This window comes from Aromatoleum toluolicum (genome assembly GCF_012911005.2).
In the GTDB taxonomy this organism is placed as follows: domain Bacteria; phylum Pseudomonadota; class Gammaproteobacteria; order Burkholderiales; family Rhodocyclaceae; genus Aromatoleum; species Aromatoleum toluolicum.
Map to the genome: position 1 here is coordinate 52,027 of NZ_WTVS01000007.1, position 26,389 is coordinate 78,415.

Genomic DNA, 26,389 nt, shown 5'->3' on the forward strand with positions numbered 1-26,389 from the left:
ATGCCGGGCGAACCGCTGCGCATCACGGTCCTGATCTGTACGTATAACCGTGCCGAACTGCTCGCACGTGTCATCGAGTCGCTGAACGTCGCACAGAGGCCGGAAAATGCACAGGTCCGCCTCTTCGTCGTGGCGAATGCATGCACGGACGGCACGCATGCGCTGCTCGACGCATACGGCGCTACGGCGGGACGCTTGCCGCTGGAGTGGATCAACGAGCCGACCCCGGGAAAGTCGCACGCGCTCAACCGTGCGCTGCCGATGCTCGGAGACCCGGTCGTGGCCTTCGTCGACGACGATCACCGCGTGGACGCCGGCTATCTGTGCGGCATCGCGCATGCGGCGCGGACTTGGCCGCAGGCGGGCCTGATCTGCGGGCGCATCCTGCCTGACTGGGATGGCACCGAACCGGACTGGGTGCACGATGACGGCCCCTATCGCATCTATCCGCTGCCCGTGCCCCGCTACGATCAGGGCGACACGCCAATGCGCGTCGATCTGGATGGCAACATCCCGGGCGGCGGCAATCTTGTTGCGCGCCTCGAGGTCTTGCGCACCACCGGCCCCTTCCTCACCGAACTCGGCCCGACCGGCCATAACCTGGGGGGCGCCGAGGATCTGGAGTGGGTTCGCCGCGCGATGCGCACGGGCGCCGTCCTGCAATACGCGCCGGAAATCGTCCAGTATCACTACGTCGACGGCGAGCGCCTTACGCTGTGGTACCTGATGCGCAAGGGCTTCCAGCGCTCGAAGTCGGTGATGCGCTTCCGTCGAACGGAGAGCGGTGTGCCGTTGTACATGTGGCGCAAGGTCGCCGCCTATGCGGGCGGCTGCACGCTGGCGCTGCGCTCGCAGGTTCGGCGCTTCTATCTCGTGCGGCTCGCGTCGGCCTTCGGCGAGATGAGCGGCATGCGCGAAGCCGCGCGGCACCGGCGCCGGCGTGCTCGCCTGCCCTGGCTGCCGGTGCAGACCAGCCTTGCGTTGGCCGGCACACTCGGGTTTGCCGGCTTCGGACTTGCCGCCCAACTTGCGTGGTCGAGGATTCCCGATGTGCTGCTGCCGGCGTTGGTGGTCGCCACGCTGGTGACGCTCGCGCTGGTAGTCAAATCGGTCATCGACTTCTCGCAGACCGGGCCGCAACTGCGCGAGGAAATCGTGCGCCGTTACCGCGCGTACTTTCCCTTCGCGATGGCTCGATTGGGCGTGTGGTCGCTGATCATAGGCCTGTTCTGTACGCTGCCGGGCGCCGTGGTTGCGGCAGCCGGGGCCGATGTGCTCGGGGTTCCGCACGAGCCGTGGCGCGCGGCTGCCGGAGGCCTGCTGTCGCTGGGACTCATCGGCACGTATGTCACCTGCCGAACCCTGGTGCACAACCCCGGGCTCATCGTCGCCTCCTGGCAGTATCGCACCGACCGCCTCCAGCGCCTGTGGAACCGCCTTTCCGCACGAGGGCTGCGGCAGGCCGCCATCGCAGGCGCCGTGGTGACCGCGAGCCTGTTCACGGGACTGGTGATCGCGCTGACGCTGACCGGGCACGGAGCGTCGGCTGCAGCCCTCGCCAGCCTGGGCGTCGGCTACTGGGGGGTTCTGGTGTTCGCGCTGTGGGAGCCCGAGGGCGAGATTGCCGCACCGCAGCCGTCGGGGCGTCCGAACCTGATCCTGATCGGCTCCGACACGCTGCGCGCCGACCGCGTCGGCACCCGGCGCAAGGGGCAGGCGCTGACGCCGCACATCGACGCCCTCGCGCGCCGCGGGGTGCACTTCGAGAACTGCTACGTCCCCTGCGCGAGAACGGCGCCCAGCCTGATTTCGCTGTTCACGGGCACCTGGCCGCACACGCACGGCATCCGCGACAACTTCGTCGCGACCGACGAAACGCAGCTGGAAGTCCAGGCCTTGCCGACGATCCTGCGCGCCCTCGGCTACCGAACGGCGGCCGTATCGGACTGGTGCGGCGGCGATCTGGGCAAGTTCTCGCTGGGCTTCGACGTGCTGGATCTGCCCGAGGACCAGTGGAACCTGAAGTTCCTCATCCGCCAAGGCCCGAAGGACATCCGCCTGTTCCTGTCGCTCTTCCTGCACAACCGCGTCGGCCGCCTGTTGCTGCCTGAAGTGCACTATCTGAGCGGCGCACCGCAGACGACCCAGCTCGGCCAGCGCACCCGCAGGCTGATTTCCAGGCTCGCGAGCACGTCTGAGCCCTTCCTGCTCAACGTCTTCTATTCCACGACGCATCCGCCCTTCGCGTCCGAGTACCCGTACTACCTGCGCCATGCGGATCCGGACTATTCGGGGGCATCGAAGTTCGCGATGGCGCGGCTGACCGACCCCTTCGAGATCATCCGCCGCCAGGGCGAGCCGCGCGAGGAGTTCGACCTCGATCAGATCCTCGCGCTATACGACGGCTGCGTGTCGCAATTCGACGACGAAGTCGGCAAACTCATGAACCATCTGGCCGCAACGGGACTTGCCGACAACACCGTCGTCGTGCTGTACAGCGACCACGGCATGGAGTTCTTCGAGCACGATACGTGGGGGCAGGGCAATTCGGCGGTGGGCGATTTCAGTGCGCGGGTGCCGCTGGTGATCGCGGACCCGAGAATGAATGAACCGGTGCGGGTCGGTCAGGTCGTGCGCTCGATCGACGTGCTGCCCACCCTCCTCGACCTGCTCGCCGCCCCCTCGGTGCGCTGTGACGGCGTGTCGCTCACGGCAACGATGCAGGATCCACCGCGCGAGCTGAATCTGAAAGGCTTCAACGAGACCGGCATCTGGATCGCGAGAGTGCCCGGCCTGCCGAGCGACCACCTCAACTACCCCGAACTGCTGGAACTCTTGGACATACCGAATGAGGCCAGCGGCTCGCTGTCGATCAAGCACGAGTACAAGGAACGAGTTGTGGTCGCCAAAGACCGTATGTTGCGCGACGGCCGTTGGAAACTCGTCTATCAACCGTTGGAAAACGGCATGAAGCTCACCCTCTTCGACCTCGAAACCGACGCAAACTGCACTCGCGACCTCTCAGCCGAAAATCCGGAACTCGTAAATCGGCTGTGGCAGGACTTGCGCGACTGGATCGAACGCGATCCGGTTGTGCGCCGTCACCTCTTGAGCGCACCGTCCGCAACGCCGGCTATTCCGGCTTCTTCTCTTGGTTAGTCTTGAACGACTCGATCCAACGCCGCTGAATTTCCTCCGGTGGGCAGAAGCGACAAGAGCGACCGCTCCCTACGTCAGCGGGTTTGCCAGCTTCCGTCGATAGCCCATCGTTTTGCACGGTCGGTTCGACCGGAGCCTCCACTGCAAGGACCGGATCCTGAAGCTCGAGCTCGAGGGTATCGGACGGCGGCGCCTCTGTGGGCCTGTCGGCGGGAGCGGGGAGAGGAGCTATTCGCGCGATCGGTTCGGGAAACGGCTCCTTCCCACCTAATTCGAGATAACGCTTCTGCAGCATTTGCGAATCGGGATTATGCTGTAAACCACGTGTGACCGTTTCACGGGCCTCTCCTTCTTGACCTTGCTCCTCTTGAATCAGTGATAGCTCGCTGTACGCACTAATCTCCATAGGGTCAAGGGAAATTGCTCGCTGGAATGCAAGAACGGCTGCCCCTGTATCACCCCGCAGCTTCAGCGCACGCCCCCTGTCGACATGGACCTTCGGCAACATCCGGAACCCGGGTTTTGCGGCACGAATCACGTAGTCGCAGCCGCCAATTGCTTCATTGAGATTGTGCGAGAACGTAGCCTTGTCCCCAAGAGCCTTGATCGCCCGATAGCGTAAACGGACGCAGTCGCACCAGTGATGTGTATGTTCCCACCCCACATCTGGCTCGGTTTTCATGTGGTAGCGCTTGTCCTTCCCACCAAAGACGAGCGCAGAACAGAGGGCCGTTTCCTGAGGCGTTGCGCCGAATGGTTCGAGCGCTATGCCTGCACTACTCACCAGGAGGCCAACAATTCCGACCACAAGCGGCGCGATCCTGTGACATGACATCGATGCTCTCCCTCAAGAATCCATCTGCTGCGCGGGCATCCGATCCTTTGCCTGATCCCTGCTCCGCATCGAGTCGACCACCTCGCCCGCAGCAGGACGACACGCGGTATCACCGCCCGGCCAGGCACCGGAGTACCTCTCAACAAAGAACTGCGGCCGACGTTTGGTCTCCATGTAGATCTTCGCCAGATACTCGCCGATGATGCCGATACACAGCAGCTGAACACCGCCCAGCAGGTACATCGGAACCACCGTCGACGCCCAGCCAGGTACGGCGCTGTCGGAGAAGAGGCGGATCCATACTGCCCAGATCGTCACGGCGAAGCTCGCGAGCGAGATGAGCACGCCGAGCCCTGTGATCATCCGCAGCGGCGCTGCCGAAAACGATGTAACCCCCTGCCACGCGAATGCGAGCATCTTCCCGAGCGGGTACTTGGATTCGCCAGCGAAACGCTCGGCGCGATCGTAATAGACGATGGCCGAGGGAAAACCAAGCTGAGGAATGATGCCCCGCAGGAAAAGATTGCTCTCGCCGAACTGGCGCAAAGCCTCGAGAGCCCGCCTGCCGAGCAATCGGTAGTCGGCATGATTGAAGATGATCTCGACCCCCATGCGCGCCACCATTCGATAGTAGGCTTCGGCGGTGAAGCGTTTGAACAGGGTATCGGTGCTGCGATGCTTGCGCACGCCGTACACGACTTCTGCACCGTGCGCATGAGCAACCAGCATTTCAACGATCGCGCCGAGATCATCCTGGAGGTCGGCATCCACGGTAACGACTGCATCGCCCTCTGCAGCGAAAAGTCCGGCCAGAAGTGCGTTCTGGTGCCCCCGATTGCGAGACAACTTGAGCCCGCGGACACAGGAATGCAGGCTCGACAACTCCTCGATGAGAGGCCAAGTCCGGTCGCGACTACCGTCATCGACAAAGATGACATGGCTGCCCGAGGCGATTCGCCCATCACCGACTAGTTCATTGAGCAAGGCCAGAAGGCGCCGGGCAGTTTCCGGGAGCACCGCCTCCTCGTTGTAGCAGGGCACGACGACGGACAGGATCATGATTCGGGCTCCTTGACCTGCGGGACGGGAAGCACGGTGGCCGCGAAGGTCCAGCTCCGGTTCAGAGCGAAGTTCCAGATCAGCGTGCCCGACGTCGCTACGACCTGAGCAGGCACGTAGTGGATGCCGAAAACGCCTTGCATCAGATAAAGCAACAGCGCATTCAGGCCGAGCGCGCTCGTGGCAACGACGGCGAAGCGCGGCAGCGCCCGCGCGTGAGGACTATCGGATTCGAAGGTGTAGTGCCGGTTGAGGGCGTAGTTGAGCAACGCACTCAGCCCGAAGCCGACACTGCTGGCAGGGACGGGCGGTAGCATGCTGCTCTGCACCAGAGCGATGAGGACAACGAAGTGCAGCGCGGTCGCGAATCCCCCTATCAGCAGGAAAGGCAGGAACTGGTTTCTAAGCTGCATGATCTTCGAGCTCATGCAGGCGCGCGGCATAGCCGGCAAGGAGCACGATCAGGACCCACAGGACCGGCACATGATATTTTCCCGCGCTCTCGAATACGGCATGCAGGATCAGGAGATACAGCCAGAGCCACAGTGGCGTGCGGACGATCGGCGCCACGGATGCCCCACGCCGGATCAGGCTGAGGACGACTGCGACGAGCAGTATCCACGCGACGAGCCAGTACAGGTTCGCAACGAGCTTGAGCGCGGCGTAGACAGATCCCCCCTCTCTGCCGTCCCGGCCGACCTTGAGCGTGTTGTAGACACCGACCGCATCATCGCCCATGAAACGCACCAGCTTTTCGGCGCCGAGCGTAGCGAAGTCGTCAGGATGGGCGCGGATCCAGGCGAGCGCCAGGACTTTTCCGCGCAGATCGCGCTCGCTCTCGCTGAATGAGGACAGGTCAACCTCGCCGACGGGCGTGTAGCCGCCGGTCGCGAGCGGGTTGTTTGCACGGTAGAAATTCTCGCCGCCGTTCGTGGACACCAGCACGAAGCGGTCGAACACTAGGTGATTGCGCAGGCTCCAGGGCGCGACGGCAACTGTCGCGGCAACCAATATGAGCAGTGCATGCGAGAGCGCGCGCAGGCGCTCGCGATACAGCGCGATCAGGAAGACGGCCGCTAGCAGAGGAAGGAACTGCAGGGAAGGCTGCACGAGGATGCACAAGCCCAACAGCAGCCCGCCGCGCAAGGCGGCCCACCGGCCGCCGGCGCCCTTGAGAAGCGTCACGACCGCGAGGAAGGCCCACGGCAGAAGGGTGACGATCAGCATCTCCTTCTCGGCCGTTGCGGTGTTGGCGACGAGGTTCGGCCAGCACGCGAAGAGCAGCGCCGCAAGGCTGGCGGCGCGAGGCCCGGCCAGCACGCCCGCGAGGCGCGAGATGCCGACAGCGGCGACGATGTACTGGAACAGATTGGCCGCCAGCAGCGCTACCCGCCCCTCTCCCAACATGCCCACCCAGAGAGACAGGAAGAGTGGGTAACCGACTGGCCAGTACGCGCGGGTACCAGCAACTTCATAGGTGTGGTCTGTCGCCAGGCGGCTCGCGAGCCCCATGTACACGGCGCCATCGGACCCCGACTCGGCGGGAAAGACGGTCACCCAGAGCCCTCTCAGGACAGCCCCGGCCAGCACGATCTGCCACACCGGAATGCGACCGGCGATGTCCGCAAGGCGAAGTGCGAAAGCCGCTGCCAACGCACCGCCCCGGGCGAGCGCCGGTGCAAGAAAGATCAGCGCAAGAATTCCGGCAATGCTCCACGACAGCGGGCCTTCCATGCCGCCGACGGTGCGCAGAGTAAGGAGGCAGGTGGCGAAGCAGGCGAGCAACGCAAGGGCCACCATGACCCAATCGAGCCAGGCGCCAGCAAGTAGATTCGCGACGACATCCCCATGCGCAGGCCGAGCATTCGACGCCGAATCGCGAGTCAGGATGGGTTGCGCAGCGTAGCCGGCACGATCGCTCATTTTCCTCCTGCCTCCGCTCAGCGGCCTATACGATGCTGCCGGTGCGGCGTGCCACGGCATCCCAGTTGAGGTCTCGACGCGCGCGCGCCTGCGCGTTCGCAGCGAGCGATTCGATCAGTTGCGCGTCGCCCAACAGGCGGTCGATCACGGCGACGACCGCTTTGTCGTCGCAGCCATCAACTCGCAGGCCGGTGACGCCGTCCAGCACGGCCGCGCCGGTACCGCCGGCGGTTCCCGCGACAGAGACCTTGCCGCAAGCCGCCGCCTCGAGGAACACTAGGCCGAAGCCTTCCGTGTCACCGTCGATGTCGCGATTCACGAGCACGAAGAGGTCGCAGGCGTTGTACCAGCGCGGCAGGTCGTCCATCGGGACGTGCCCGAGAAGATGCACGCGCTCGGCCACACCCGTCTCGCGCGCGAGCGTTTCAAGATAGGCGCGATCTTCGCCGATGCCGACGATGGCGTAATGGACGTCATGCCCCGCGGCGCACAGGTCGGGCAGACAGCGGATCACCGTATCGAAACCCTTGCGCCGGTTCAGCCGGCCGACCGACAGCAACAGCCGGGCGCCGGGCCGCAGTTGCAGGCTGTCACGCAGGTCCTGGCACGGCAGTCCAGGGCTGAAACGTGCAACATCGACACCGGGATTGATGATGACGATGCGGTCGCGCGGGACTCCCATGCCGACCAGCACCTCGAACGTGAAGTCGCTGTTGGCGATGACATGGTCGGCATGACGGAGCACGAAGCGCATCACCCGGTATTTGTTCCCGCGCCCCCAGCCGGTGAGCTCCTCGCCGTGCGCATACACCGTCACGGAGCGGCCGATGAGGCGCGCAATAATCCATGCGACGAGCCCTTCGGGCAGTGCGCGCCCGGCATGGACCGCGCCGAATGACTGGCCGAGCGACAGCACGACCGACTTCGCGAGCAGCCTCAGGTACATGGTCAGCGACTCGGGACGCAGCCACGGGACACGGCGCAGGTTGACGCGATGGACAGAATTCGGATGACCGGCGTCGTGTACGTCGCCACCCGGCACCGCGGCCGTGACGATCGCGATCTCCTTGCCGCCCAGGCGGCGATAGACTTCGTCGAACCACACGGCGGTTCCGCCCTTGGTCGGCAGGAAGAGTTCGGTGATGACGAGGTAACCCTGCTTCATCAGTCTTCACATCCAGGCGGAATCACGGGAAAGTCTAGCAACGGCCTGCATCGGGCGAGCGTCGGTATGTCACGTCGCCAAGCAAATACCTTGCTGCGCCGAGCAGGGCGCCCAGACCGCTGTATTTGAGGAGCCTGGCCACGCCCGGCTCATTGCAGACTCTGGCGCACCACGCGGCAAGCCGCGGCGTCCACCGCCGCTCGCGGAGCGGCGACGCAGCGTCGCGCAGGGCCTGCGCCAGTTCGGCGGTGGTCGTGAAACATAGATCCGGCCGGACAGACTGCGCCATGCGCAGCGCGCGGCCGAGCTCGGCGACTGCCGCGACGCGTGCTGGCGGCGGGCCGATGAAGCTCTCGCGGTGCGTTTCGAGCAGCAAGGGCCGGCCCTCGCCGCACTTGCGCGCTAGAGCGGCGGTCACATCTTCGGCACGGTGCCCGCGCACCGGTTCGAAATAGGCGTCGCGCACGACGTAGGTGACGCCGCCTCGCCCGATTTCTCCATTGCGGATGCGGCGCGCGGGCGGCAGCAGCCGGCCGGCGGCGTCTCGCCCTTCGTAGCGCCAACCCGGCGTGACCACCACCCGCACGCCGTGTGCGGCCCAAGCTTGCTCGACGCCATCGTCCCACACGAATGTGTTCGGCACTGCGACCTCGGGGGCACCTCCAAACACGCGTTGCAGCAGGTCGGTCTCTTCGTGCACCGCCTGCGCGACCGCAACGGGATCGAGCGGAGCGCTGGGCAGGCAGGTGCAATCGACCCACCGGCTTTGCAGCGGTGACGGGAGCGCTTCGCTGCGCAGCCCCCCTTCGTCTAACCAGCGCAATATCCCCTCGGAATTGCACCCGTCGGCCACACGCAGCCGCGCCATTAAGGAGGCGGGCCAGAAGTGCTCCAGACCGTGCCGTTGGAGCGCGAAGACGCCTGCGCGACACCCATCGCACATCGCAGCGACGATCGGCGCGAAATCCGGCTCAAGAAGCGAACGACGGGCATAGAGGGAGAAGCCGGAGGCACGGATTGCGGCGGCGTCGGGCACACCGCCTACGACGCCGAGGGTCATCACTGCGGACCGCCCACCGCGGTCGCGCACCGCCCCCAGTGTCGCGGCAATCTCGCGCAGGGCCGCAGCGTCTTCCTCCGGCCCCGGCCCCCAGTCGTCACTTTCAACGATCAGGACGGGCCGAGCGAGTACGGGCTCGCGCCACACGGCCGCGAGGGCGCGCCGGTGCAGCACCGCCAGCGCAATAACCGCAAAGCCGAACCACGCGAGGATCAGGATCAGTGCATAACCCATCGAAAATCCGGGGGCTGCGGGTGGACGACGAAACCACGGGAGCCGCACGAGGCAGGGTGTCGAATGCACGCACGAGCGTGACCTGTGCTGCATTCGACGGGGCCGCCATCCGATAACATGGCCGCTGCCCCGATCAAGTGGACGACGGCGAACTCATGAACATGCGACGAATCCTTTGCGGCTGGGTGAACCTTGCGGGCGGAGGCGGCACAACTTCGGACACGCTCGATGCGATGTTTGCCGCGGACGGGGCGCCCCCGGCGGAGCATCGTCTGGAACTGGGCGGCGCGGGTTGCGTCGGAACGGGACCGACCGGGAGCTCCGTCGCGCAGGACGCCGACGCGGGACGCGCCGCCATCCTGCTTGGCCGGCCGCGCTGGCACCATGCCGAGGTTGCCGCCGACGGCCGCGACCACGGGCACGCGGCTGCCGCGCTGCGCCGTTACGCGGCGGTCGGCGAGCGCATTCTCGAGGAGTTGCAGGGCAGCTTTGCGCTCGTGCTGATCGACCTGCGCGCGGGCACCGCGCTGCTCGCCGTGGACCGCACCGGCATCGAACGACTGTGTTTCGCCCGTGTCGGCCCCCTGCTCGTTTTCTCGACGAGTGCCCGCGCAGTCGCGGCACATCCCGGTGTTCGCGCAGGATTGAGCCGCCAAGCGCTGTTCGAGTACCTGTACTGCCACATGGTGCCGAGCCCGGACACGGTGTTCGAGGGGATCGAGAAGTTGCTGCCAGCTCAGCGGCTGGTCGCCACCGCCGACAGGGCGGCACGCGAGTTCTACTGGTCCTTGCAGTTCGCGTCGGACACACGGGCAGACGAGCAGGATCAGGAACGAACCTTCCGCCAGCTCTTGCGTCAGTCCGTTGAGCGGCAACTCGACCATGTGCCGGCCGGAGCATTCCTGTCCGGGGGGACAGACAGCTCGACCGTCACTGGCATGCTCGGCGAAATCAGCGGACAGGCTCCACGCACCTTCTCGATCGGCTTTGACGCCGAAGGCTTCGACGAACTTGATTATGCCCGCATCACCGCACGCCACTTCGGCGCGGACGCGACCGAATTCTACGTCACGCCGGAACACGTCGCTGAGGCGCTGCCGCTCATTGCGAGCGCCTACGACGAGCCCTTCGGCAACGCTTCGGCAGTGCCGACCTACTTCTGTGCTCGCATCGCCCGCGAGCATGGCATCACCGCGATGCTGGCCGGGGACGGCGGCGATGAATTCTTCGGCGGAAATGTGCGCTACGCGAAACAGGGCATATTCGAGCACTACCAGGCCGTCCCGTACACGTTGCGTCGGGTGCTCGAACCGCTGGTGTTCGGATTTCCGTTCGGTTCGGCACTGTTGCCGGTGCGCAAGGCACAAAGCTATATCCGCCAAGCCACAGTCCCCCTGCCCGATCGCCTGGAAACGTACAATTTCCTGTCCCGCGACGCACTCGCGGACATCTTCGAACCGGAGTTCATTGCCGGAATCGACACGGAACGGCCACTCGCGCTGATGCGCGAGGCCTACTTCCGCGCCGGCTCGCACAAACCGGTCGACCGCATGATGCGTCTCGACCACAAGGTCACGCTGGCCGACAACGATCTGCGCAAGGTGTCGCGCATGTGCGAAGCCGCAGGCGTCGAAGTCCGCTTTCCGTTCCTCGACGAGGATCTGATCGCCTTCTCGGGCACGCTTTCCGTGCGCCAGAAAGTGAGTGGCGCCCGCCTGCGTGTATTTTTCAAACAGGCGCTGCGCGATTTCCTGCCGGGCGAGACGATCACCAAATCCAAGCATGGTTTCGGTCTGCCGTTCGGCCTGTGGCTGGCCGCGGACGGCCCACTGCGTTCGCAGGCGGTCGCCGCACTGGACAGCCTCGCCCGTCGCGGGATCATTCGTCCGGACTATCTGCGGAAGCTGTGGCGGGAACATTCGTCGGGCCATGCGAGCTATTACGGAGTCATGATCTGGGTACTGACCCAGCTGGAACTCTGGCTGCAGCGGAATGGCGGTCCGGCCGATCATTAACCGGCACGGCCTCGCACACACGGGGTGATCCCACCCCAGGAGCGGCAACACCGGCAGCACGCTTCTCGACGGATTCAGCCTCGCGCACCAATACCCTAGCGACCACCACGATCAGCACGAGGTTGTAGTAGTAGTCGAAGTACGCCATCCCGAGGAAGGCGCCTGCGGCGAGGTAGGCCACGAGGCTGACCTGCACCATCGCCATGAGCTCGCCCATCCAAGCGAGCGTGTCATGGTCCTTGAGTGCTCGCCGTATGACGGCGGCGGAACGCCAAGTGAATATTGCGAGCAGCAGGAACAGGAAAAGTCCGACGAAGCCATGCTCGCCCAGCACCTCGAAATAGATACTGTGGACGTCGCGAGCGTCTGTCGGGTCGGGGGCGTAAAGGTAAAACATCTCGTAACGAAAAGTCTCGAAACCCCCACCCAACAGCCTGTCAGACGCGAGATTGAAGGCCATCCACCATGCGTTGATTCGTCCCATCGCGGACGTGTCTTCCTGATAGGTATTGATCGTCGCCATGCGCTCGTACCAAGCCGCCGGCATGATCAGCCAGACCAGCAGGACCGCCAACCCGCCGAGCAGCATTACCATGAACTTGTGATACGCCTTGAGCCAGAATACGGCTCCCATGGCAGCCATACCAACCAACGCGCCGCGCGACTGCGTACCGATCGCCGCCAACGCCGTTAGCACCGTCGCCGCGTACATCGCGGGGCGTATCCAGCGGTGCGTCGAACCGCGCGCGAGGAAATACAGTAGCGGCACAGTCATCGCGAGCGCCAGCCCCAGTTCGTTGTTCCCCTCGATGAACGTACCTGGAGGCCCCTGCACGCGGTGTACACCGCCTTTCATGATCGTGAAGATGCCGCCCTTAACGCCGTAAAATGCGAGCGACAGCGCGATTGTCCACACAAGGGCCTTGAGCCGTTCGGGCGTATTTATGAGCACCATCGCGACGAAGATCATCAGCTGAATCTTGATGACCTTTTCGAACTGCGCCCAGGCAAGACTGGGATAGACGGCGAAGATCGTCGTTACGGTCATCCACGTAACAAAAGCGAGCAGCACCTTGGTCTCGCGCTCCCACGGGATGCGCTTGGGTTCGCTGGAGAGCATCATCGCGACCAAGGTTGTGATCGCCACGATCTGCGCGAAGGGCATCGACATGCTGAATCCCCACGCCATGCGGTGCGGATTCATGAAGCCGAGCCAGGTCCACACGAGAATGCCGATCCACGGCCGCCTGAGGATGAACGGCAGGGTTGCGAAGACCGCAAGCGTTACTGCGATGTCGCGCATGGGGTGTCGATCTCACGAATATTCCGCAGCTCGGTCGCTGGAAACCAGTGGGTACGCACCGGTAGGCGGATGTCGGCCGGAATGCCATGCGGCATCCGCTTGGCAAGCGCACGCTCGTGCCGCAGCAACCGGTCCTTCACCTGATAGAGCCGCCCCCGGCCCGGCTGATGCTGACCGAAGCGCTCGCCGGCAGCGACACGAACGAGGAGTTCCGCGAAGACTTCGGTGCTGTGCGCCACAGCGCGCCAGAACAGCGTCAACTCGTCGTCGCCGGGCCTGACTTCGGGGCAGACGTGGGCGATGAGGCTGCCAGTGTCGATTCCGGGATCGATGTAATGGATGGTGCAGCCCACCTGCTCGGGCTCACCGTTGTGCAGCGCCCAGAACGTACAGTCGGCGCCACGATACTGCGGCGAAAGGCCGCCATGCAGATTGACGAGCCGCGGACGGCCCGCCTCCAGCAACGCTCCCTTAATCAGCGACGTACCGAACACGGCGATGAGATCGGGCGACAACGCGGCGACGAGATCGGCCACGCCGGGATGATTCACGGTCGGAAAGCTGCGGACGAGGTCAGCGCGATCGAGCGTGGCCGGCGCGTCGCCGAAGAAGAACTTCGCCTCGCGATCGCCCGTGTAGCGCCTCCGGTCGCGCAGCCAGCGCCAGGCTTTGCTGGACAAAGTCTTTGGTCGCAGCACCCGCAGGAGCTTCTCGCGGTTCCATTCCCCTCCGCTTTCCTGAACGATCGCGAGGACCTCGGCGCGCCGGCACAAGGCATTCGCGAAATGCAGGTGGCGCGGCGCCCCGCCGCACAGGATCAGCAGGCGCAGCCGGCTCATGCGGGAACCTCGCACTCGCGTCGCGCCACAAGCGGCGGCAGCGCGCGGCCGGTCTCGTCCATGATCAGCGCATCGGCAAAAAACTTGGCCGCCCAGTTCGGAAACTCGAACCGCGAATAATCGCCCCAGATCGGCGCCGATCCCGGAATGGCACCGCGCACGATGTCGTCCTCGTCGGCGAGGCGCTGCGTCCTCTTCACGTAGCCGATCGCCCGGCGGGCGGCAGCGGTGAATTCGCCCGAGCCGGTCATCTGTCCCAGGCGCAGCCAATTCAATGCCATCTGCGCCACACCGGTCACACAGGCGTAGGAGCAGGTCGTGACCCAGCCGTCGCCATAGCGTCCGGCGAGCCAGCCATCGTCACGCAGCACGCCCATCATCCCGCGCGCTGCGTACTCCGCAGCCAGCAGGTATCGCTCGTCGTCGAGCAATGCACCGCACTCGAGGAATCCCCGGATCGCGTAAGCGATCGTGTGCGTGAACGGGTCCTGGCCAGAGGTGAAGGCATTGGTCCGGAACCAGCCGCATTGGGTCTGCTGGGTAAGCGCCCAATCGAGATTGCGCCGCGCGCCATCGACGAGGCGCGCCTCACCCGACAGCAGGCCGGTCGCGACGAGCGCCCAGATCGCCCGCGTGTTGTAGACGTGCGGCACACCGTTATGCTCCGAGCGCCGGAAACAACCATCCGCATCCTGCTGGCGAACGAGCCACCAGCCGGCACGCACCGCCGCGTCGAGACACTCCGCGCGCTGCAGGCTCAGCGCCCCGGCGATCATGCCGTGCATGATCTGGCCGGTATTGAAGATCACCGGCTGGCTGCCGGGCTCGCCGAAATGCCCGGGGAAGGCGCCGTCGTCATGCTGCAGCGACATCTCCCAGTCGATCATGCGTCGCGCCCGCTCAAGGAGTTCGGGCCGTTCGAGGAGTTCGGCGGCAGCAATGAAGGTTTCGATGATGTAGCCGGTGGTCTCGGGATAGCCGGGCAACCAGCCGTCCTCGAAACTCCACCCGGCCGAAACGCCTCCCGCGTCGGACTCGCGCATGCGCACATCCTGCGCGCGGCACAACCAGTCGATTGCCGCCTGCAGGTGCGCGCGGTGCTCACGCTCCGGCTGACGTGCGGCGCCACCAAGGTCGTTGAGGATCAGGCGTGCGTGGCGCGGGGTCCACGGCTTGTAGCGCAGGGGCAGACGCAGGACCGCGAGCGAATTCATGCCTTGCCTCCGGTTGCGGATTGGAGCCGGGGCGCAAGCGCGACATGACTCACCACATAGCGATGCTTGCCGGACGCCTCGGGCGGGATCTCGTCGAGCAGCCGGCATTCGACGCGCAAATCGGCCCCCAGCCGTGCCCGCAGTCCAGTCGCAATCTGCACCTCGCGCTCCGGCGACCAGCCGCGATCCGGGACCACCTGGACTTCGATCACGTCGGGCGCATGCTGGATGCACTTGAACTGCTTGATGCCGTCGACCGCCCGCAGCACATAGATCACCGCCAGCGCGTGCATGACCGTGCCGTCCGAGCGCACGACGAAGTCGGTCTGCCTGCCGGTGACCTGGTCGATGACGTGCAGGCCGCGCCCGGCCCGGCAGGCCTCTGCCGACAGGCGGAGCATGTCGCCGGTCCGGTAGCGGATGAAGGGCTGCCCCTCCGAACACAGGCCGGTCATGACTGCCTCCCCCGTCTCGCCGCTGGCAACGGGCTCACCTTGCGCATCCAGAACCTCCAGCACAATGCTCTCGCTGATCAGCAGCATCTGCCCTTCCGGCGTCTCATGTGCGGTGAATCCGATGTCGCGGCTGCCGAATTCGTTGGCGACCGGCACCCCGAATACCGAACCGATCAGCGCCCGCTGGTGCTCGAACAGCGGCTCCCCCGTCGTGCAGACGACCTTCAGCGTTGGCAGGCGCATGTCCGCACCACGATCCTGCGCGTGCGCCGCCAGCAGCGCGATCGAACTGGCGTAGCCATACACGCACGCAGGCCGGTAGGCGCGGATGGCATCGAGATAGCCGTCCATCGTCGCCTCGGACATATTGAACGCATTCAGCACGAGCTGATTGAGCAGTCGATCACGGACGACTTTGACTACGTCGGTCTTGTTCAGCTCGACCGGAGCGCCCCACAGATAGACTTCGCGCTCGCCGACCTCCACCCCCCACCAGCGACGCGCGCGCATGCGCCCCGCAGCGTCCGACGCCTGGCGTGCGCGGCCGAAATAAAAGGACAGCGGCACGCCGCTGGATCCGCCGGTGTTGTAGGGAAATACGCCCCCGGGCGCGTCGCGCCAGACGATCTCGTCGCGATGGGCGCGGGCGTCCGCCTTGTCCATCGTCGGCAGCTTGCGCAGATCGGCAAGGGCGAGCTCGCGGCCATGAGGGTCGAGCCCGGCCTCGTCGAGCCGTTGGGCGAACCACGGGCTGTGCGCGTGTGCCGTGCGCAACAATGCGTTGAGCTTGCGCGCCTGCAGCGATTCGATCTCGGCGCGCGACAACCACTGGCTGCGTTCGAGCTCGTCGAGATACGTGAAGGTAGGTCGCCCCATCAAGCGCTCGTGGAGCGGAAACAGCGCATCACTGACCAGTCGGGCAGGCAGGCTCATCGATATCTCCAGGTCACCGCGCCGCCATCGGTGCGACCCCGTTCTGCACGGCGGCCGTGTAGCCGGCGAACAGCGTGTCGCGCACGGCCGCCCAGGTATAGCGCCGCACCTCGCGCAGCCCGCACTCGATCAATTGCTGGCGGAGTTCCGGCGAGCGCAGCAGACGCGTCACGGCGGACGCCATCGCCGCCGCATCATCGCGCGGCACGAGCAGCGCACTGCGACCGTCTTCGACGATATACGGCACGCCGCCGACCGCGGTGCTCACCACCGGCACACCACTCGCAAGTGCCTCCAGTACGGAATTCGGCGTGTTGTCGACACGCGATGGATTGAGCATCACATCGGCGTCACGATAGAGCCTGGCCATTTCGTCGCGATCGAGCCGGCCGGTGAAGCACACATGACCTCCCAAGCCCAACTGGGCGGCCATACGCTCGAGTTCGCCCGCCTGCGGGCCCGAGCCGGCCACGGAAAGCCGCGCCTGCGGGTAGTCCGCGAGAATCCGCGCAAACGCCTGCAGGGCCACAGGAATGCCGTAGATCGGCTCCAGGTTGCGCGCGACCACAATATGTGGCGCGCCTGCCCCCCCTTGCCGTGACGAACCGGGCCTGAAGCGCGCAAGATCGACGACGTTGGGCACGATTTGGGTCGCGACTCCATGACGCGAGAAGATCTCGTGCAGAAAGCCCGACGGCACAAGTACGCCACCGGCCCGCCGGAGCGTCGGCCTGACCCAACGCGCCGAGCGCGAGAGGAACTCGTCCGCCTCGCCGCCACGGTAGTTCACGACCACCGGCACGCCGCGCATTACGGCAACCCATACCGCGGGCGCTGCAAAAAGGTGCCACGACCAGCCCGAATTGGCCATCACATGCATCAGATCGGCCCGCCCTGCGGCCGCCCACAGACGCATCAGGTAGGGGACCAGCCGGAATCCCGCGCGCAGACCCTTCACGCTGCGAACCCAGGCCGGCTTATGGGGCGCATTCACCTGGACGAGCTCTACACCAAGCCCCTCGGCACGCAACAGATCCCCCAGCTGGAGCGTCTGGTTCGCGATGCCCCCCGCCGGCGGCGGCAGCGGGCCGATCAGTGCGATGCGCTTTCCTGCCCAGTTCACGCTAATGCCCCATCGCCTGAGCGAGGGAGTCGCCCAACTCGCCCCCCTTGTCACGCAGAAATGACGCGAGTGCGGTTTCGGCCACGTTTCGCTCCCCTTCGCCCACCGACGTGTAGATCATGACGGCGGCCGAATCGTCGCCGCGCCCGCGCAAGCGGGCCAGCGTCTGGTATAGCTTTGCGGCGTATTCACTGGTCGTCCAATGTCCGTCGATCCAGTACCAGTGCCAGATCAGCAGCCGATCGGCTGCGCCATTGACGATTTCGGTGCCGAGTACATTCACCTCACGCCCGCCGACCTGCACCGGCAGCTCCCGATGTGCCGCCAAGCTCCATTGCCTGTCTTTGTACTTCAGCACCCGGTTTTCGGAATTGACGAGCTCCTCTCCCGGCCCCTGATTGCGATAGTAGGCAACGTACAGCCCGACCGGCACATTGGCGTTCGCCCATGATTCGCGCAGTTCACCGCGCATGCCCGAGTAATGCGGCTTCCAGTCGGGCACGCGGTCGTTCGCAACACGCTGCCAGCCCCCACCGGACTGCAGCCCGGCAAGGCTCACCGGTTCGTGCGCACCTTGCGCGTTGAGCACGCCGAGCAACGGCGGCCACAACAGCACCAGAGCAACCGCGACGACCGGCATCGGCGCCGCGAACCACGTCGATCTGGTGGCGGAGCCGTCCGCCGTGACCACAGCACGCGGCACCGACGCGTCGTAGGACTCATCCTCGCGCCAGCGCGCCCCGGCCCAGAACAAGAGCATCATGACCAGGCCGAAGAACACCCAGCCGTAGATGAGGTGATCGACACCGGCGGCAATGCGGTTGTCACTCACGTGCGCGAGCAGCACGATGCCGTATGCCCTCATCCAGTTCGCAAAGATCGGCAGAATGATCGACAGTCCGACGAAGACCAGGCGCCGGAAGAGCGAGCGGTAGGTGAGATATGCATACAGGCTGCCGACCACGACTGACGCGATCAGATAGCGCACCCCGCTGCAGCCCTCCACGACCTCCCAGTGTCCGGACGGAATCACCAGACTGCGCCCCTCCGCGTAGACCGGCACTCCCGACAGCCGCAAACCCCAGATGATGAAGTCGGTCGTACGGTCCATCATCGCCGGGAACAGGAATTCACCGAAGGGCACGAGGAAGAACAGGAAGCCCAGCGGAAAGGCCAGCGCGCGCGCGACCCGCGTCCCCATGACGGCCCAAATCAACGCCACAGCCATGCCGACGAAGGCGAATTGCGACACGCTCGCGACGCTCGCGAGTTCGCCGAGCAGCCATGCGAAGCCCGCCGCTGCTGCGGCCGCCATGCCGAGCAGCGAATGGGTCAGCGGCAGTCCGCGCAGGCGCTCGCGCTCGCGCCAGATCAGCCAGCACGCGATCGGCACGACGAGGTAGCCGTGCGCGAAGGTATCCGAACGGCCCCAGATCTCGATCATGGATCCGAGCGTGTCGCGGTAGGTCGCGACGAGTGCAACAAGCGCCGCCGCGAGCACCGCGAGACGGATTACCGTCTCACGCGAAACACCGGTCGAGGGCGCCGCGACGGCAACGCCGCCGGCCTGCTGCCGCACTTGATCTTCTGGCGCGCTCATGTCGCCCCCACCAGCCGCGCATAGGGCACACGATACGCCCCGACGCTGTTGCGCCAATTGCGCTCGGACTCGACGAAACGTCGTCCTGCGACCCGGTAGTCGCCCCACTCACCCCGCTTGGCCAGCATGTCGACGACAGCCTCGGTGAGCGCCTGCGAATTGCCGGCACGGAACAGTCGACCGGTCACGCCATCACGCACGAGTTCCTTGTGGCCACCGACATCGGACGCGACGAAGACCCGCCCCTGCGCCATCGCCTCGAGGGGCTTCAGCGGTGTCACCAGCTCCGTCAGGCGCATCGAGTGACGCGGATAGGCCAGCAAATCGATGAGATCGTAGTAGCGACTCACCTCGTCATGCGGTACGCGGCCGGCGAAGATTACACGGCCGGCGATCCCCAGCCGTTCGGCCTGGGCCTTGAGGCTCGCCTCCTGCGGGCCGCCGCCGACCAGAAGCACGCACAGCTCGGGCAGGTGCTGGAGCAGAACGGGCACCGCGTCCAACAGCAGGTCCAGCCCTTCGTAAGCGTAGAACGAACCCACGAAACCGATGACCGTCCTGCCCTCCAGCCCGAGGCGGGATTTCAGCGCCGCGTCGGGCTCGCCCGAGAGCTGGAAGGATTCGATATCGACCGCGTTGGGAATCACGGTGACGCGCTCGGCGGCGATCCCGCGTCCGACGATGTCGGCACGCAACCCCTCGCAGATCGTGAACACGTGATCGACCCGCTTCAATGCCCAGGTTTCCAGCGCATGCGTCATGCGATAACGCGGACCCTGCTCGCGCGCCGTGCCGTGGTCGACCGCGGCATCCTCCCAGAACGCCCGGATCTCATAGACGACGGGGATGCCCAGCCGACGGCCGGCGCTCAGGGCCGGCAACGCGTTCAGCACCGGCGAGTGCGCGTGGATCACGTCCGGCCGCAGCGTCGCGGCCACCTCGACGATCCGCGATCGCAATGCCCGCATCAGGGCCGTCTCGCGGAGCACGGGCGTCGTCGCCGAGACGGCCGGCGTGCGAAAGAATCGCAGGCCGTCGACCTCTTCTTCCAGGGCGGCAGTCGCGCCCTGCTTCGGCGACGTCAGATGGAAGGTTTCCCAGCCCAGCGCACGCTGCTCGCGCAGGATCGCCGCGGAGCGGAAGGTATAGCCGCTATGCAAGGGGATCGAATGATCGAAGACGTGCAGGATTTTCATCGCTCAGGTCGCCACTCAGACCGCCACTCTCGACGCTTCGACCGACCCAGCGAGGGCGCCGCTCTGGCGGACAAAGGATTCGAACATCAACAGCGTCCAGAGCGGCGCGCTGTAATCGCGGGCGCCGGACTGATGGGCATCGACGAGATGGCGCAGGGTATCGGCATTGAACAGCCCGGTGGCCGCAAGCGTCCCGCCCAGCATTGCCTCCCGCACCCGGGCCTTCAGCGGACCGCGGAACCAGCGCGCGAGCGGCACGGCAAAACCCATCTTCGGCCGGTACAGCACCTCGTGCGGCAGCAGCGGTTCCATCGCCTTCTTGAACAGGTACTTGCCCTCGTTGCCCTTTACCTTGAGGCCGGAGGGCAGCGTCGCGAGCCATTCGACCAGCGGGTGATCCATCAGCGGCTCGCGAACCTCCAGCGAATGCGCCATGCTCGCGCGATCGACCTTGGTGTTGATGTCGCCGACGAGGTAGGTTTTCAGGTCGAGGTACTGGACGAGCGCGAGCGGATCGTCGGTCCCTGCTTTGGCCGCGTGCCGGCGGAACACTTCGAGCGCGTTGTAGCCGCCGAGCTGCGCCTTGAAGGTGCTCGAATAGAGCTGCCGGCGCAGGTCGTCGCGCAGGATCGACACGGAATGGAAATAGGCCTGCACCGAATCGCGCGCCAGCGCCTGGAAAGTCGTCTTCGCACGCAGCACGCGCGGCGCCCAATCGGCCTTCGGATAGAGCCGCCCGAGCATGCCGAACATCGGCCGCCGCACCCCGAGCGGCAGGCTCGCGCGCAGCTTTTCCTCCATCATGTGCAGGCGGTAACGCCGATAACCACCAAAGCTCTCGTCGCCGCCGTCGCCCGACAGCGCCACGGTCACTTTCCTGCGCGCGAGCTGGCACACGCGCCAGGTCGGGATGGCCGAGCTGTCGGCGTAGGGCTCGTCGTACAGGACGGCGAGCTTGTCGATCAGCTCGAAATCGTCGGACTGCACCGTCTCGACGTAGTGGTTCGTCCGATAGCGCCCGGCCACCTGCTGCGCGAAGGCGGCCTCGTCGAAGGCCGGATCGTCGAAGGCGATCGAGCACGTATTGACCGGATCGCTGCTCAGGCCCGCCATCGTCGCCACCACGGCGCTCGAATCCACGCCGCCGGAGAGAAAGGCGCCGAGCGGGACTTCCGCGATCATGCGCAGGCGGACGGACTCGCGCAGACGTTCGGTCAGCTCCGCGGTCGCGTCGCCCAGCCCGATCGGGTTGTCGAGCGTGAATCGTACGTCCCAGTAACTCTTCGGCGCCGGCACCGGCTCGCCACGACGAACCGTGAGCGTTTCGGCGGGCCCAAGCTTCCTTGCACCGACGAAGATCGTGCGCGGCTCGGCAACATAGCCGAGCGCGAAATACTCCTCGACCGCGCACGGATCGATGCGCCGGTCCAGGGCCGGATGCTGCATCAGCACTTTCAGTTCGGAACCGAAGGCCAGCGTTCCATCCGGCAGCAGCGCGTAATGCAGGGGCTTCACGCCCAGACGGTCACGCGCGAGAAACAACGTCTCGCGCTTGCGATCCCACAACCCGAACGCAAACATCCCGCGGAAGCGGCGCACGCAGTCCTCGCCCCACTCCTCCCACGCGTGCACGATGACCTCGGTATCGCTGCGGGTGTGGAAACGGTGGCCGCAGCGTTCCAGTTCGGGCACCAGTTCCTGGTAGTTGTAGATCTCGCCGTTGAAGACGACGGCGACGGAACCATCCTCGTTGAAGAGCGGCTGCTGGCCCGTGGAAAGATCGATGATCGACAAGCGCCGATGGGCAAGCGCAACACCCGGCTCGAAATGCACCCCGCCTTCGTCAGGCCCGCGATGAAACTGGACGTCGTTCATGCGCTGCACGAGATCGCGCGGAAATTCCCGCTTGTCACGCGTGTGGAACAGCCCGGCGATTCCGCACATCCACGTTTCTCCCGCTTCAGGTCGCCGGCACCGGACGCCCCGCCGCACTCAACAAGGACTCGTACAGCTGCGCATAGCGCGCAACCATGCCGTCGATGCTGAACTCCGCCTCGGCGCGCCTCCGCGCCGCCTGCCCATGCTGCTGCATCATCCGGCCGTCCTCGACGTAGCACGCCAGCGCATCGGCCAGCGCAGCACTGTCTCCGGCCGGGACCAGCCTTCCCGTTTCGCCCTCGATCACCAGTTCTGCATTCCCGCCCACTCGCGTCGCAATCACCGGCAGACCACAGGCCATCGCTTCGAGGATGGTGTTGGAGATGCCCTCCGCCCGCGACGGCAGCACGAACACATCCAGCGCCCGCATCGCCTCCGGCACGTCGCGCCGCTCCCCGGCCAGCCACACGCAAGCGCCAACGCCCTCCCTGGCGATCTCCGCCTCGAGCTCCGCCCGCAGGGAGCCGTCGCCGACGATCATCAGGCGCAAGCGCCGCGCGAGTTGCGGTGCCCGACGGAGCAATTGCACGAACGCGCGCAGCAGATTCATCGGATCCTTGATCGGTTCGAGCCTGCCGACCGTGCCGATCACACACAGATCGTCGCCCTCGAACGGCGAGCCCGCCAGCACCTCTCGTCCCCGCACGCCCGGCCTGAAACGCTGCGTATCGACCCCGTTGCAGATGCGGGTCATGCACGCCGCGCCCACTCCGACCGACGTATTCAAATATCGCAGGAGATGGTCGGACAGCGGTATGTAATGGGTCACGAACGGCCGATACAGCCGACGCATCCACTGGAAGCGCCGTCGCGTTCCGTCGGGATCGGACACGTCCCAGCCGTGCTCCCCGTGCACGCGCACCGGCACCCCCGCTGCCCACGCAGGCACGACGGCTTCCAGCGCGGCGAGGTTGCGCGTATGCACCACCGCGGGCCGCAGCTCGCTGAACAAGCGGAACAGCGCGGGATACAGCTTCACGCCGTGCCCCGGCGGTTTGTGCAGCGAAACGAAATGGACGTCGCCATGCACGACGCGTCTGCAGAATGCCGGATCGCAGTCGGTCAGCGCGACGACGGCGTGGCGGAAACGGCTGACCGGCAGCCGGTTGATCAGATTGACGACCCCGTTTTCCAGCCCGCCGACCTGGAAGCGATACACGACATGCACGACCAGCGGCCGCGGGTCGTGGTCGGCGGCGTCCCGCGCACATGGTGGCGCCACAGCGGGCTCGCGCGCCACGTCGAGCAGCGCATCCAGGCGCCCGAGGTGAGCATCCCAACTGTACGCCGCCAGTACGCGGGCACGCGCGCACGTGCCCATCCGCGTCGCCCGCTCGGGGTCGCCGAGCAGCGCGGAGATCCGCGCGGCAAACTCGTGGGCCGTCTCGGCGACGTCGAAATCATGCCCCGGTTCGCCCGTCAGCCCGGCCGCCGACGACGCCGACACCACCACCGGACGCGCCATCGCCATCGCCTCCAGCACCTTGTTCTGGATACCCCGCGCGATCCGCAGCGGTGCTGCCACAACCTGCGCATGCGCAATCCACGGCCGCACGTCGGGCACGCTGCCGGTCACCACCACCGATGGACCGGCCAGCGCCAGCACCGCCGGCGCGGGATTCATCCCGACGATGTAGAACCGCAGGTCCGCACGCGACCGCTGCAACAGGGGCAGGATGTCCTGCACGAACCACACGACCGCATCGACGTTGGGCCAATAGTCCATGGCCCCGGTGAACACGACGACCGGCCCGCCAGCGGGATAAGGGTTCGCATGGCCCGCCCCGGGCGAGAAGAACCCCGCATCGACCCCGTTCGGCATCGCCACGACCCGACCGGACACTTCCGGTGCAGCCCGCCGGAAGAGGTCCGCCTCGGCATCGGTCACGAAGATGCTGGCATCCGTCGCGGCAGCCATATCCCGTTCGAACGCCAGCAGCTTCGCCCCCTCCCGCCGATACAACCACGACATCGGCCATGCGCGAGCGCCCGCGTAATCCGTCCACTTCGCGGAGTCGACATCGCAGAAGTCCACCACCCGCCGGTCGAGCCGGGCGTGATCGAGGTATTGCGCCATCGGCCCGGAAAACGCCACCGCACGACGGATCCCCTGAGCCCGGACGGTTGCCTCGACCCAGGCCTGCAGGCGCCGGCTGCGATAGTAGGGCAGGCTCAGCGCCTCCCCGCTCAACAGCCCGCGCAGACTGGCAAAGCGCGTGCGGGCGGGCGACAGCGGAATCGCGCAGACGTCTGCGCACCACTCGCGGAGGGTTTCGACATGCGGCGCATCCTCGGCGCGATCGACAAAGGTACCCAGATAGACGCGATACGATCGCACCAGATGACGCAGGATGTGGAACGACCGCAGCTTGTCGCCCTTGTTCGGCGGATACGGGATCCGATGCACCAGATACAACAACGGCGGGCGGACGTCCATGCTCACCCCAGGTTGCGCACGATATGCGGCCCCAACGCATTCGCAACCCGAAGGGGCAACCGTCGCCACAGGGCGATCAGGGTCCGGTACTTCGGATTCATCGGGTTGTTCTGCGGCACTGCGTCGCGCTTGTACAAGCGATACTCGTAGGCCAGCGGCTGCGGCTCGAAACCCCAGTTCCTCTTGAAACTGTAGGGACCGGTACCGACCTTGCTTCGACCGAAGTCGAACAGCGTGGCGCCGCGGCCGGCAGCACGGCGCATCAGCTCCCAATACTTGAAGTCGTTCGCTGCCAGCTCACGCGCGGCCGGCGCATCGCCGGCGTAATACGGCAGGACTTCATTGCGGAAGTAGAAGCTCAGCACGCTGGACATCGGCGTGCCCGCCGCGTCCGTGACCGTCAGCACCTCGCAGTTCGCGCCAAACTCACGCAGCAGGCGCGCGAAAAAGGCCTTCGGCAGCGCGGGCGTGCCGTGCCGCAACACGTTACCGGCATACAGCGGAAAGAAGCGCTCCACATCGGCATCGACCCGCGCGACCAGCCCGTTGCGCATCCCCTTGCGCACCATCGCGCGCTGCTTACGGGGAATTGCCAGCAGGTTGGCGTCGTCGTCGGGAGCGATCTCCTTGCGGAAAGTCACGTATAAGTCCTGATGCGGCCAGTCCGCATGCCGCGCACTCAGGTTGCGGTATTCCAGATGCTGCACGCCGAGCCGCCGCGCCAGATTTTCGGCTTCCGCCTCCAGCATGGCGACCGCATCAGGCGCCCCCGCCACGCCGCCGTAGGCGCAAAAAGGCAGCGATGTGAGCGCATGCCCGAAGAGGCGGCTTTTCACCTCCGCCAGCGGCAGGATCGCGACGATTTCGCCCGCGCGTTCGGCATACAGGAAGTGCGTCCGGTGGCGGAAGACGTCCCGGATGATGTCCTGCCAGGCCGCCAGGTGAAAGAAGCTCGCCTCAGGGCAGGCGTACACGAACGCATCCCAGCGCCGACGGACGGTGTCGTCGAGGTGCTTGACCAGCAAGGGCGGACGGTCCATCGCGCTTGCCCTCCCCGGCCGTGTCACAAATCCGCAAAAACCCGGTCGGCACGCCCCCAGGCGAAGTCGCGCAGGAGGCAGCGCAGACGCCCCTCCGTCCGCTCGAGATTCACGTAGTGACGAAATCTCGTCTTCATCGACGCCCTGCTCACCCGCGGCTGCTCCGGATCGATCTCCCACGGATGAAAATAGAACATAGCTGCGCGGGCATCGTCGCGATTCACCTTGGCAATCTGCCAGCGCGATACCGCATAGGGCAACAGCCGGAAGTAACCCCCACCGCCGGCCGGCCAGTTGCGTCCCATCCAGCGCATCGTGGTGACCGGTACCTCCAGCAATCCGCTCTCCAGCCGGTACGGAAAGCGAGGTGCGTCAGGCATGCCGTAATGGTCATGCCGCACCGGGTACACGCTGGAACTGTATGCATAGCCCGCCTCGGCGATGCAATCGTGCGCCCACGGATTGGCCTTGCCGATGGAAAAACTCGGCGCACGGTACCCGGCTACCGATTCGCCACCGATATCCTCCAGTACCGCCTTCGCAAGCGCGATGTCGGCCAGGAAGCGATCACGCGGCTGCGCGCTTGCGCGCTCGTGCTCGTAGCCGTGACTGGCGATCTCGTGCCCCTGCGCAACAATCAGGCGAACCAGTTCGGGATAACGCTCCGCAACCCAACCCAGCACGAAGAACGTCGCGCGTGCGTCATGATCGTCGAGCAACTGGAGGATCAGATTCACGTTCCGCTCCACCCGACACGGCACCTGTTCCCACTCGGCGCGCGGAAAATGGGGCGCAAGCGCAGACACCTGGAAGTAATCCTCCACGTCTATGGTCAGCGCGTTGACGATCCGCTCGCCCATG

At 65.7% G+C, this 26,389-nt stretch carries 19 protein-coding genes; 2 read left to right on the plus strand and 17 right to left on the minus strand.

Features of this window, described 5'->3' with window-relative positions; all coding sequences use genetic code 11:
* Complete coding sequence (locus GPA27_RS04970; protein ID WP_169138201.1) at positions 1–3,159, plus strand: sulfatase-like hydrolase/transferase; 3,159 nt, start codon at positions 1–3, stop codon at positions 3,157–3,159.
* On the opposite strand, the gene GPA27_RS04975 is transcribed toward GPA27_RS04970, so the two are convergent.
* From GPA27_RS04975 to GPA27_RS05000, 6 genes are all read right to left on the minus strand, one after another.
* Positions 3,134–3,841 (minus strand): hypothetical protein, encoded by a 708-nt coding sequence (locus tag GPA27_RS04975; RefSeq protein WP_169138203.1) that lies wholly within the window; start codon positions 3,839–3,841, stop codon positions 3,134–3,136. The two genes, GPA27_RS04970 and GPA27_RS04975, sit on opposite strands and share 26 nt — an antisense overlap.
* Positions 3,842–4,006: 165 nt before the next feature.
* Entirely contained in the window at positions 4,007–5,053 is a 1,047-nt protein-coding gene (locus GPA27_RS04980) for a glycosyltransferase family 2 protein (RefSeq protein ID WP_169138205.1), read from the minus strand.
* Entirely contained in the window at positions 5,050–5,481 is a 432-nt protein-coding gene (locus tag GPA27_RS04985; protein ID WP_169138207.1) for a GtrA family protein, read from the minus strand. The genes GPA27_RS04980 and GPA27_RS04985 overlap by 4 nt, the downstream gene beginning before the upstream one ends.
* On the minus strand, positions 5,456–6,976 hold the full coding sequence (locus GPA27_RS04990; protein WP_169138209.1) for a glycosyltransferase family 39 protein: 1,521 nt from the start codon (positions 6,974–6,976) through the stop codon (positions 5,456–5,458). The genes GPA27_RS04985 and GPA27_RS04990 overlap by 26 nt, the downstream gene beginning before the upstream one ends.
* A 25-nt stretch (positions 6,977–7,001) precedes the next feature.
* Complete coding sequence (locus tag GPA27_RS04995) at positions 7,002–8,141, minus strand: glycosyltransferase family 4 protein (RefSeq protein WP_169138211.1); 1,140 nt, start codon at positions 8,139–8,141, stop codon at positions 7,002–7,004.
* Between the two features lie 34 nt (positions 8,142–8,175).
* The gene (locus GPA27_RS05000; RefSeq protein WP_211164834.1) at positions 8,176–9,435 is read right to left on the minus strand and encodes a hypothetical protein; all 1,260 of its coding nucleotides are present in this window, start codon (positions 9,433–9,435) and stop codon (positions 8,176–8,178) included.
* A gap of 233 nt (positions 9,436–9,668) precedes the next feature.
* Here GPA27_RS05000 and GPA27_RS05005 point away from each other — a divergent pair, with 233 nt between their 5' ends.
* On the plus strand, positions 9,669–11,450 hold the full coding sequence (locus GPA27_RS05005) for an asparagine synthetase B family protein (protein WP_169138301.1): 1,782 nt from the start codon (positions 9,669–9,671) through the stop codon (positions 11,448–11,450).
* Here GPA27_RS05005 and GPA27_RS05010 read toward each other — a convergent pair.
* The 11 genes from GPA27_RS05010 to GPA27_RS05065 are packed head-to-tail and all read right to left on the minus strand — an operon-like array spanning position 11,383 to position 26,388.
* Complete coding sequence (locus tag GPA27_RS05010; RefSeq protein ID WP_169138213.1) at positions 11,383–12,753, minus strand: putative O-glycosylation ligase, exosortase A system-associated; 1,371 nt, start codon at positions 12,751–12,753, stop codon at positions 11,383–11,385. The two genes, GPA27_RS05005 and GPA27_RS05010, sit on opposite strands and share 68 nt — an antisense overlap.
* Positions 12,735–13,592, minus strand: coding sequence for a formyl transferase (locus GPA27_RS05015; RefSeq protein WP_169138215.1), 858 nt, complete (start codon positions 13,590–13,592; stop codon positions 12,735–12,737). The genes GPA27_RS05010 and GPA27_RS05015 overlap by 19 nt, the downstream gene beginning before the upstream one ends.
* Positions 13,589–14,806: a prenyltransferase/squalene oxidase repeat-containing protein gene (locus tag GPA27_RS05020; protein ID WP_169138217.1), complete on the minus strand. Its 1,218-nt coding sequence runs from the start codon at positions 14,804–14,806 to the stop codon at positions 13,589–13,591. The genes GPA27_RS05015 and GPA27_RS05020 overlap by 4 nt, the downstream gene beginning before the upstream one ends.
* On the minus strand, positions 14,803–16,194 hold the full coding sequence (locus GPA27_RS05025) for a phenylacetate--CoA ligase family protein (protein WP_169138219.1): 1,392 nt from the start codon (positions 16,192–16,194) through the stop codon (positions 14,803–14,805). Before GPA27_RS05025 ends, GPA27_RS05020 begins: the two co-directional genes overlap by 4 nt.
* 13 nt (positions 16,195–16,207) lie before the next feature.
* On the minus strand, positions 16,208–17,317 hold the full coding sequence (locus tag GPA27_RS05030; RefSeq protein WP_169138221.1) for a glycosyltransferase family 4 protein: 1,110 nt from the start codon (positions 17,315–17,317) through the stop codon (positions 16,208–16,210).
* 1 nt (position 17,318) lies between these two features.
* Positions 17,319–18,917, minus strand: a complete 1,599-nt coding sequence (xrtA, locus tag GPA27_RS05035; RefSeq protein ID WP_169138223.1) for an exosortase A — start codon at positions 18,915–18,917, stop codon at positions 17,319–17,321.
* On the minus strand, positions 18,914–20,113 hold the full coding sequence (locus tag GPA27_RS05040; protein ID WP_169138225.1) for a TIGR04063 family PEP-CTERM/XrtA system glycosyltransferase: 1,200 nt from the start codon (positions 20,111–20,113) through the stop codon (positions 18,914–18,916). The genes xrtA and GPA27_RS05040 overlap by 4 nt, the downstream gene beginning before the upstream one ends.
* Positions 20,114–20,128: 15 nt before the next feature.
* The gene (locus GPA27_RS05045; RefSeq protein ID WP_169138227.1) at positions 20,129–22,057 is read right to left on the minus strand and encodes an XrtA/PEP-CTERM system amidotransferase; all 1,929 of its coding nucleotides are present in this window, start codon (positions 22,055–22,057) and stop codon (positions 20,129–20,131) included.
* Positions 22,058–22,073: 16 nt separating this feature from the next.
* Positions 22,074–24,488: a TIGR03087 family PEP-CTERM/XrtA system glycosyltransferase gene (locus GPA27_RS29420; RefSeq protein WP_308446321.1), complete on the minus strand. Its 2,415-nt coding sequence runs from the start codon at positions 24,486–24,488 to the stop codon at positions 22,074–22,076.
* Between the two features lie 2 nt (positions 24,489–24,490).
* Entirely contained in the window at positions 24,491–25,528 is a 1,038-nt protein-coding gene (locus tag GPA27_RS05060) for a FemAB family XrtA/PEP-CTERM system-associated protein (RefSeq protein ID WP_169138229.1), read from the minus strand.
* Between the two features lie 23 nt (positions 25,529–25,551).
* On the minus strand, positions 25,552–26,388 hold the full coding sequence (locus GPA27_RS05065; RefSeq protein WP_169138231.1) for an XrtA system polysaccharide deacetylase: 837 nt from the start codon (positions 26,386–26,388) through the stop codon (positions 25,552–25,554).
* Position 26,389 lies beyond the last annotated feature (1 nt).

What these genes read in the sequence shown, in the direction of transcription:
- GPA27_RS04970 (WP_169138201.1), top strand. Translation starts at nt 1, where the DNA reads ATGCCGGGCGAACCGCTGCGCATCACGGTCCTGATCTGTACGTATAAC.
- GPA27_RS04975 (WP_169138203.1), bottom strand. Translation starts at nt 3,841, where the DNA reads ATGAAAACCGAGCCAGATGTGGGGTGGGAACATACACATCACTGGTGC.
- GPA27_RS04980 (WP_169138205.1), bottom strand. Translation starts at nt 5,053, where the DNA reads ATGATCCTGTCCGTCGTCGTGCCCTGCTACAACGAGGAGGCGGTGCTC.
- GPA27_RS04985 (WP_169138207.1), bottom strand. Translation starts at nt 5,481, where the DNA reads ATGAGCTCGAAGATCATGCAGCTTAGAAACCAGTTCCTGCCTTTCCTG.
- GPA27_RS04990 (WP_169138209.1), bottom strand. Translation starts at nt 6,976, where the DNA reads ATGAGCGATCGTGCCGGCTACGCTGCGCAACCCATCCTGACTCGCGAT.
- GPA27_RS04995 (WP_169138211.1), bottom strand. Translation starts at nt 8,141, where the DNA reads ATGAAGCAGGGTTACCTCGTCATCACCGAACTCTTCCTGCCGACCAAG.
- GPA27_RS05000 (WP_211164834.1), bottom strand. Translation starts at nt 9,435, where the DNA reads ATGGGTTATGCACTGATCCTGATCCTCGCGTGGTTCGGCTTTGCGGTT.
- GPA27_RS05005 (WP_169138301.1), top strand. Translation starts at nt 9,669, where the DNA reads ATGTTTGCCGCGGACGGGGCGCCCCCGGCGGAGCATCGTCTGGAACTG.
- GPA27_RS05010 (WP_169138213.1), bottom strand. Translation starts at nt 12,753, where the DNA reads ATGCGCGACATCGCAGTAACGCTTGCGGTCTTCGCAACCCTGCCGTTC.
- GPA27_RS05015 (WP_169138215.1), bottom strand. Translation starts at nt 13,592, where the DNA reads ATGAGCCGGCTGCGCCTGCTGATCCTGTGCGGCGGGGCGCCGCGCCAC.
- GPA27_RS05020 (WP_169138217.1), bottom strand. Translation starts at nt 14,806, where the DNA reads ATGAATTCGCTCGCGGTCCTGCGTCTGCCCCTGCGCTACAAGCCGTGG.
- GPA27_RS05025 (WP_169138219.1), bottom strand. Translation starts at nt 16,194, where the DNA reads ATGAGCCTGCCTGCCCGACTGGTCAGTGATGCGCTGTTTCCGCTCCAC.
- xrtA (WP_169138223.1), bottom strand. Translation starts at nt 18,917, where the DNA reads ATGAGCGCGCCAGAAGATCAAGTGCGGCAGCAGGCCGGCGGCGTTGCC.
- GPA27_RS05040 (WP_169138225.1), bottom strand. Translation starts at nt 20,113, where the DNA reads ATGAAAATCCTGCACGTCTTCGATCATTCGATCCCCTTGCATAGCGGC.
- GPA27_RS05045 (WP_169138227.1), bottom strand. Translation starts at nt 22,057, where the DNA reads ATGTGCGGAATCGCCGGGCTGTTCCACACGCGTGACAAGCGGGAATTT.
- GPA27_RS29420 (WP_308446321.1), bottom strand. Translation starts at nt 24,488, where the DNA reads ATGGACGTCCGCCCGCCGTTGTTGTATCTGGTGCATCGGATCCCGTAT.
- GPA27_RS05060 (WP_169138229.1), bottom strand. Translation starts at nt 25,528, where the DNA reads ATGGACCGTCCGCCCTTGCTGGTCAAGCACCTCGACGACACCGTCCGT.
- GPA27_RS05065 (WP_169138231.1), bottom strand. Translation starts at nt 26,388, where the DNA reads ATGGGCGAGCGGATCGTCAACGCGCTGACCATAGACGTGGAGGATTAC.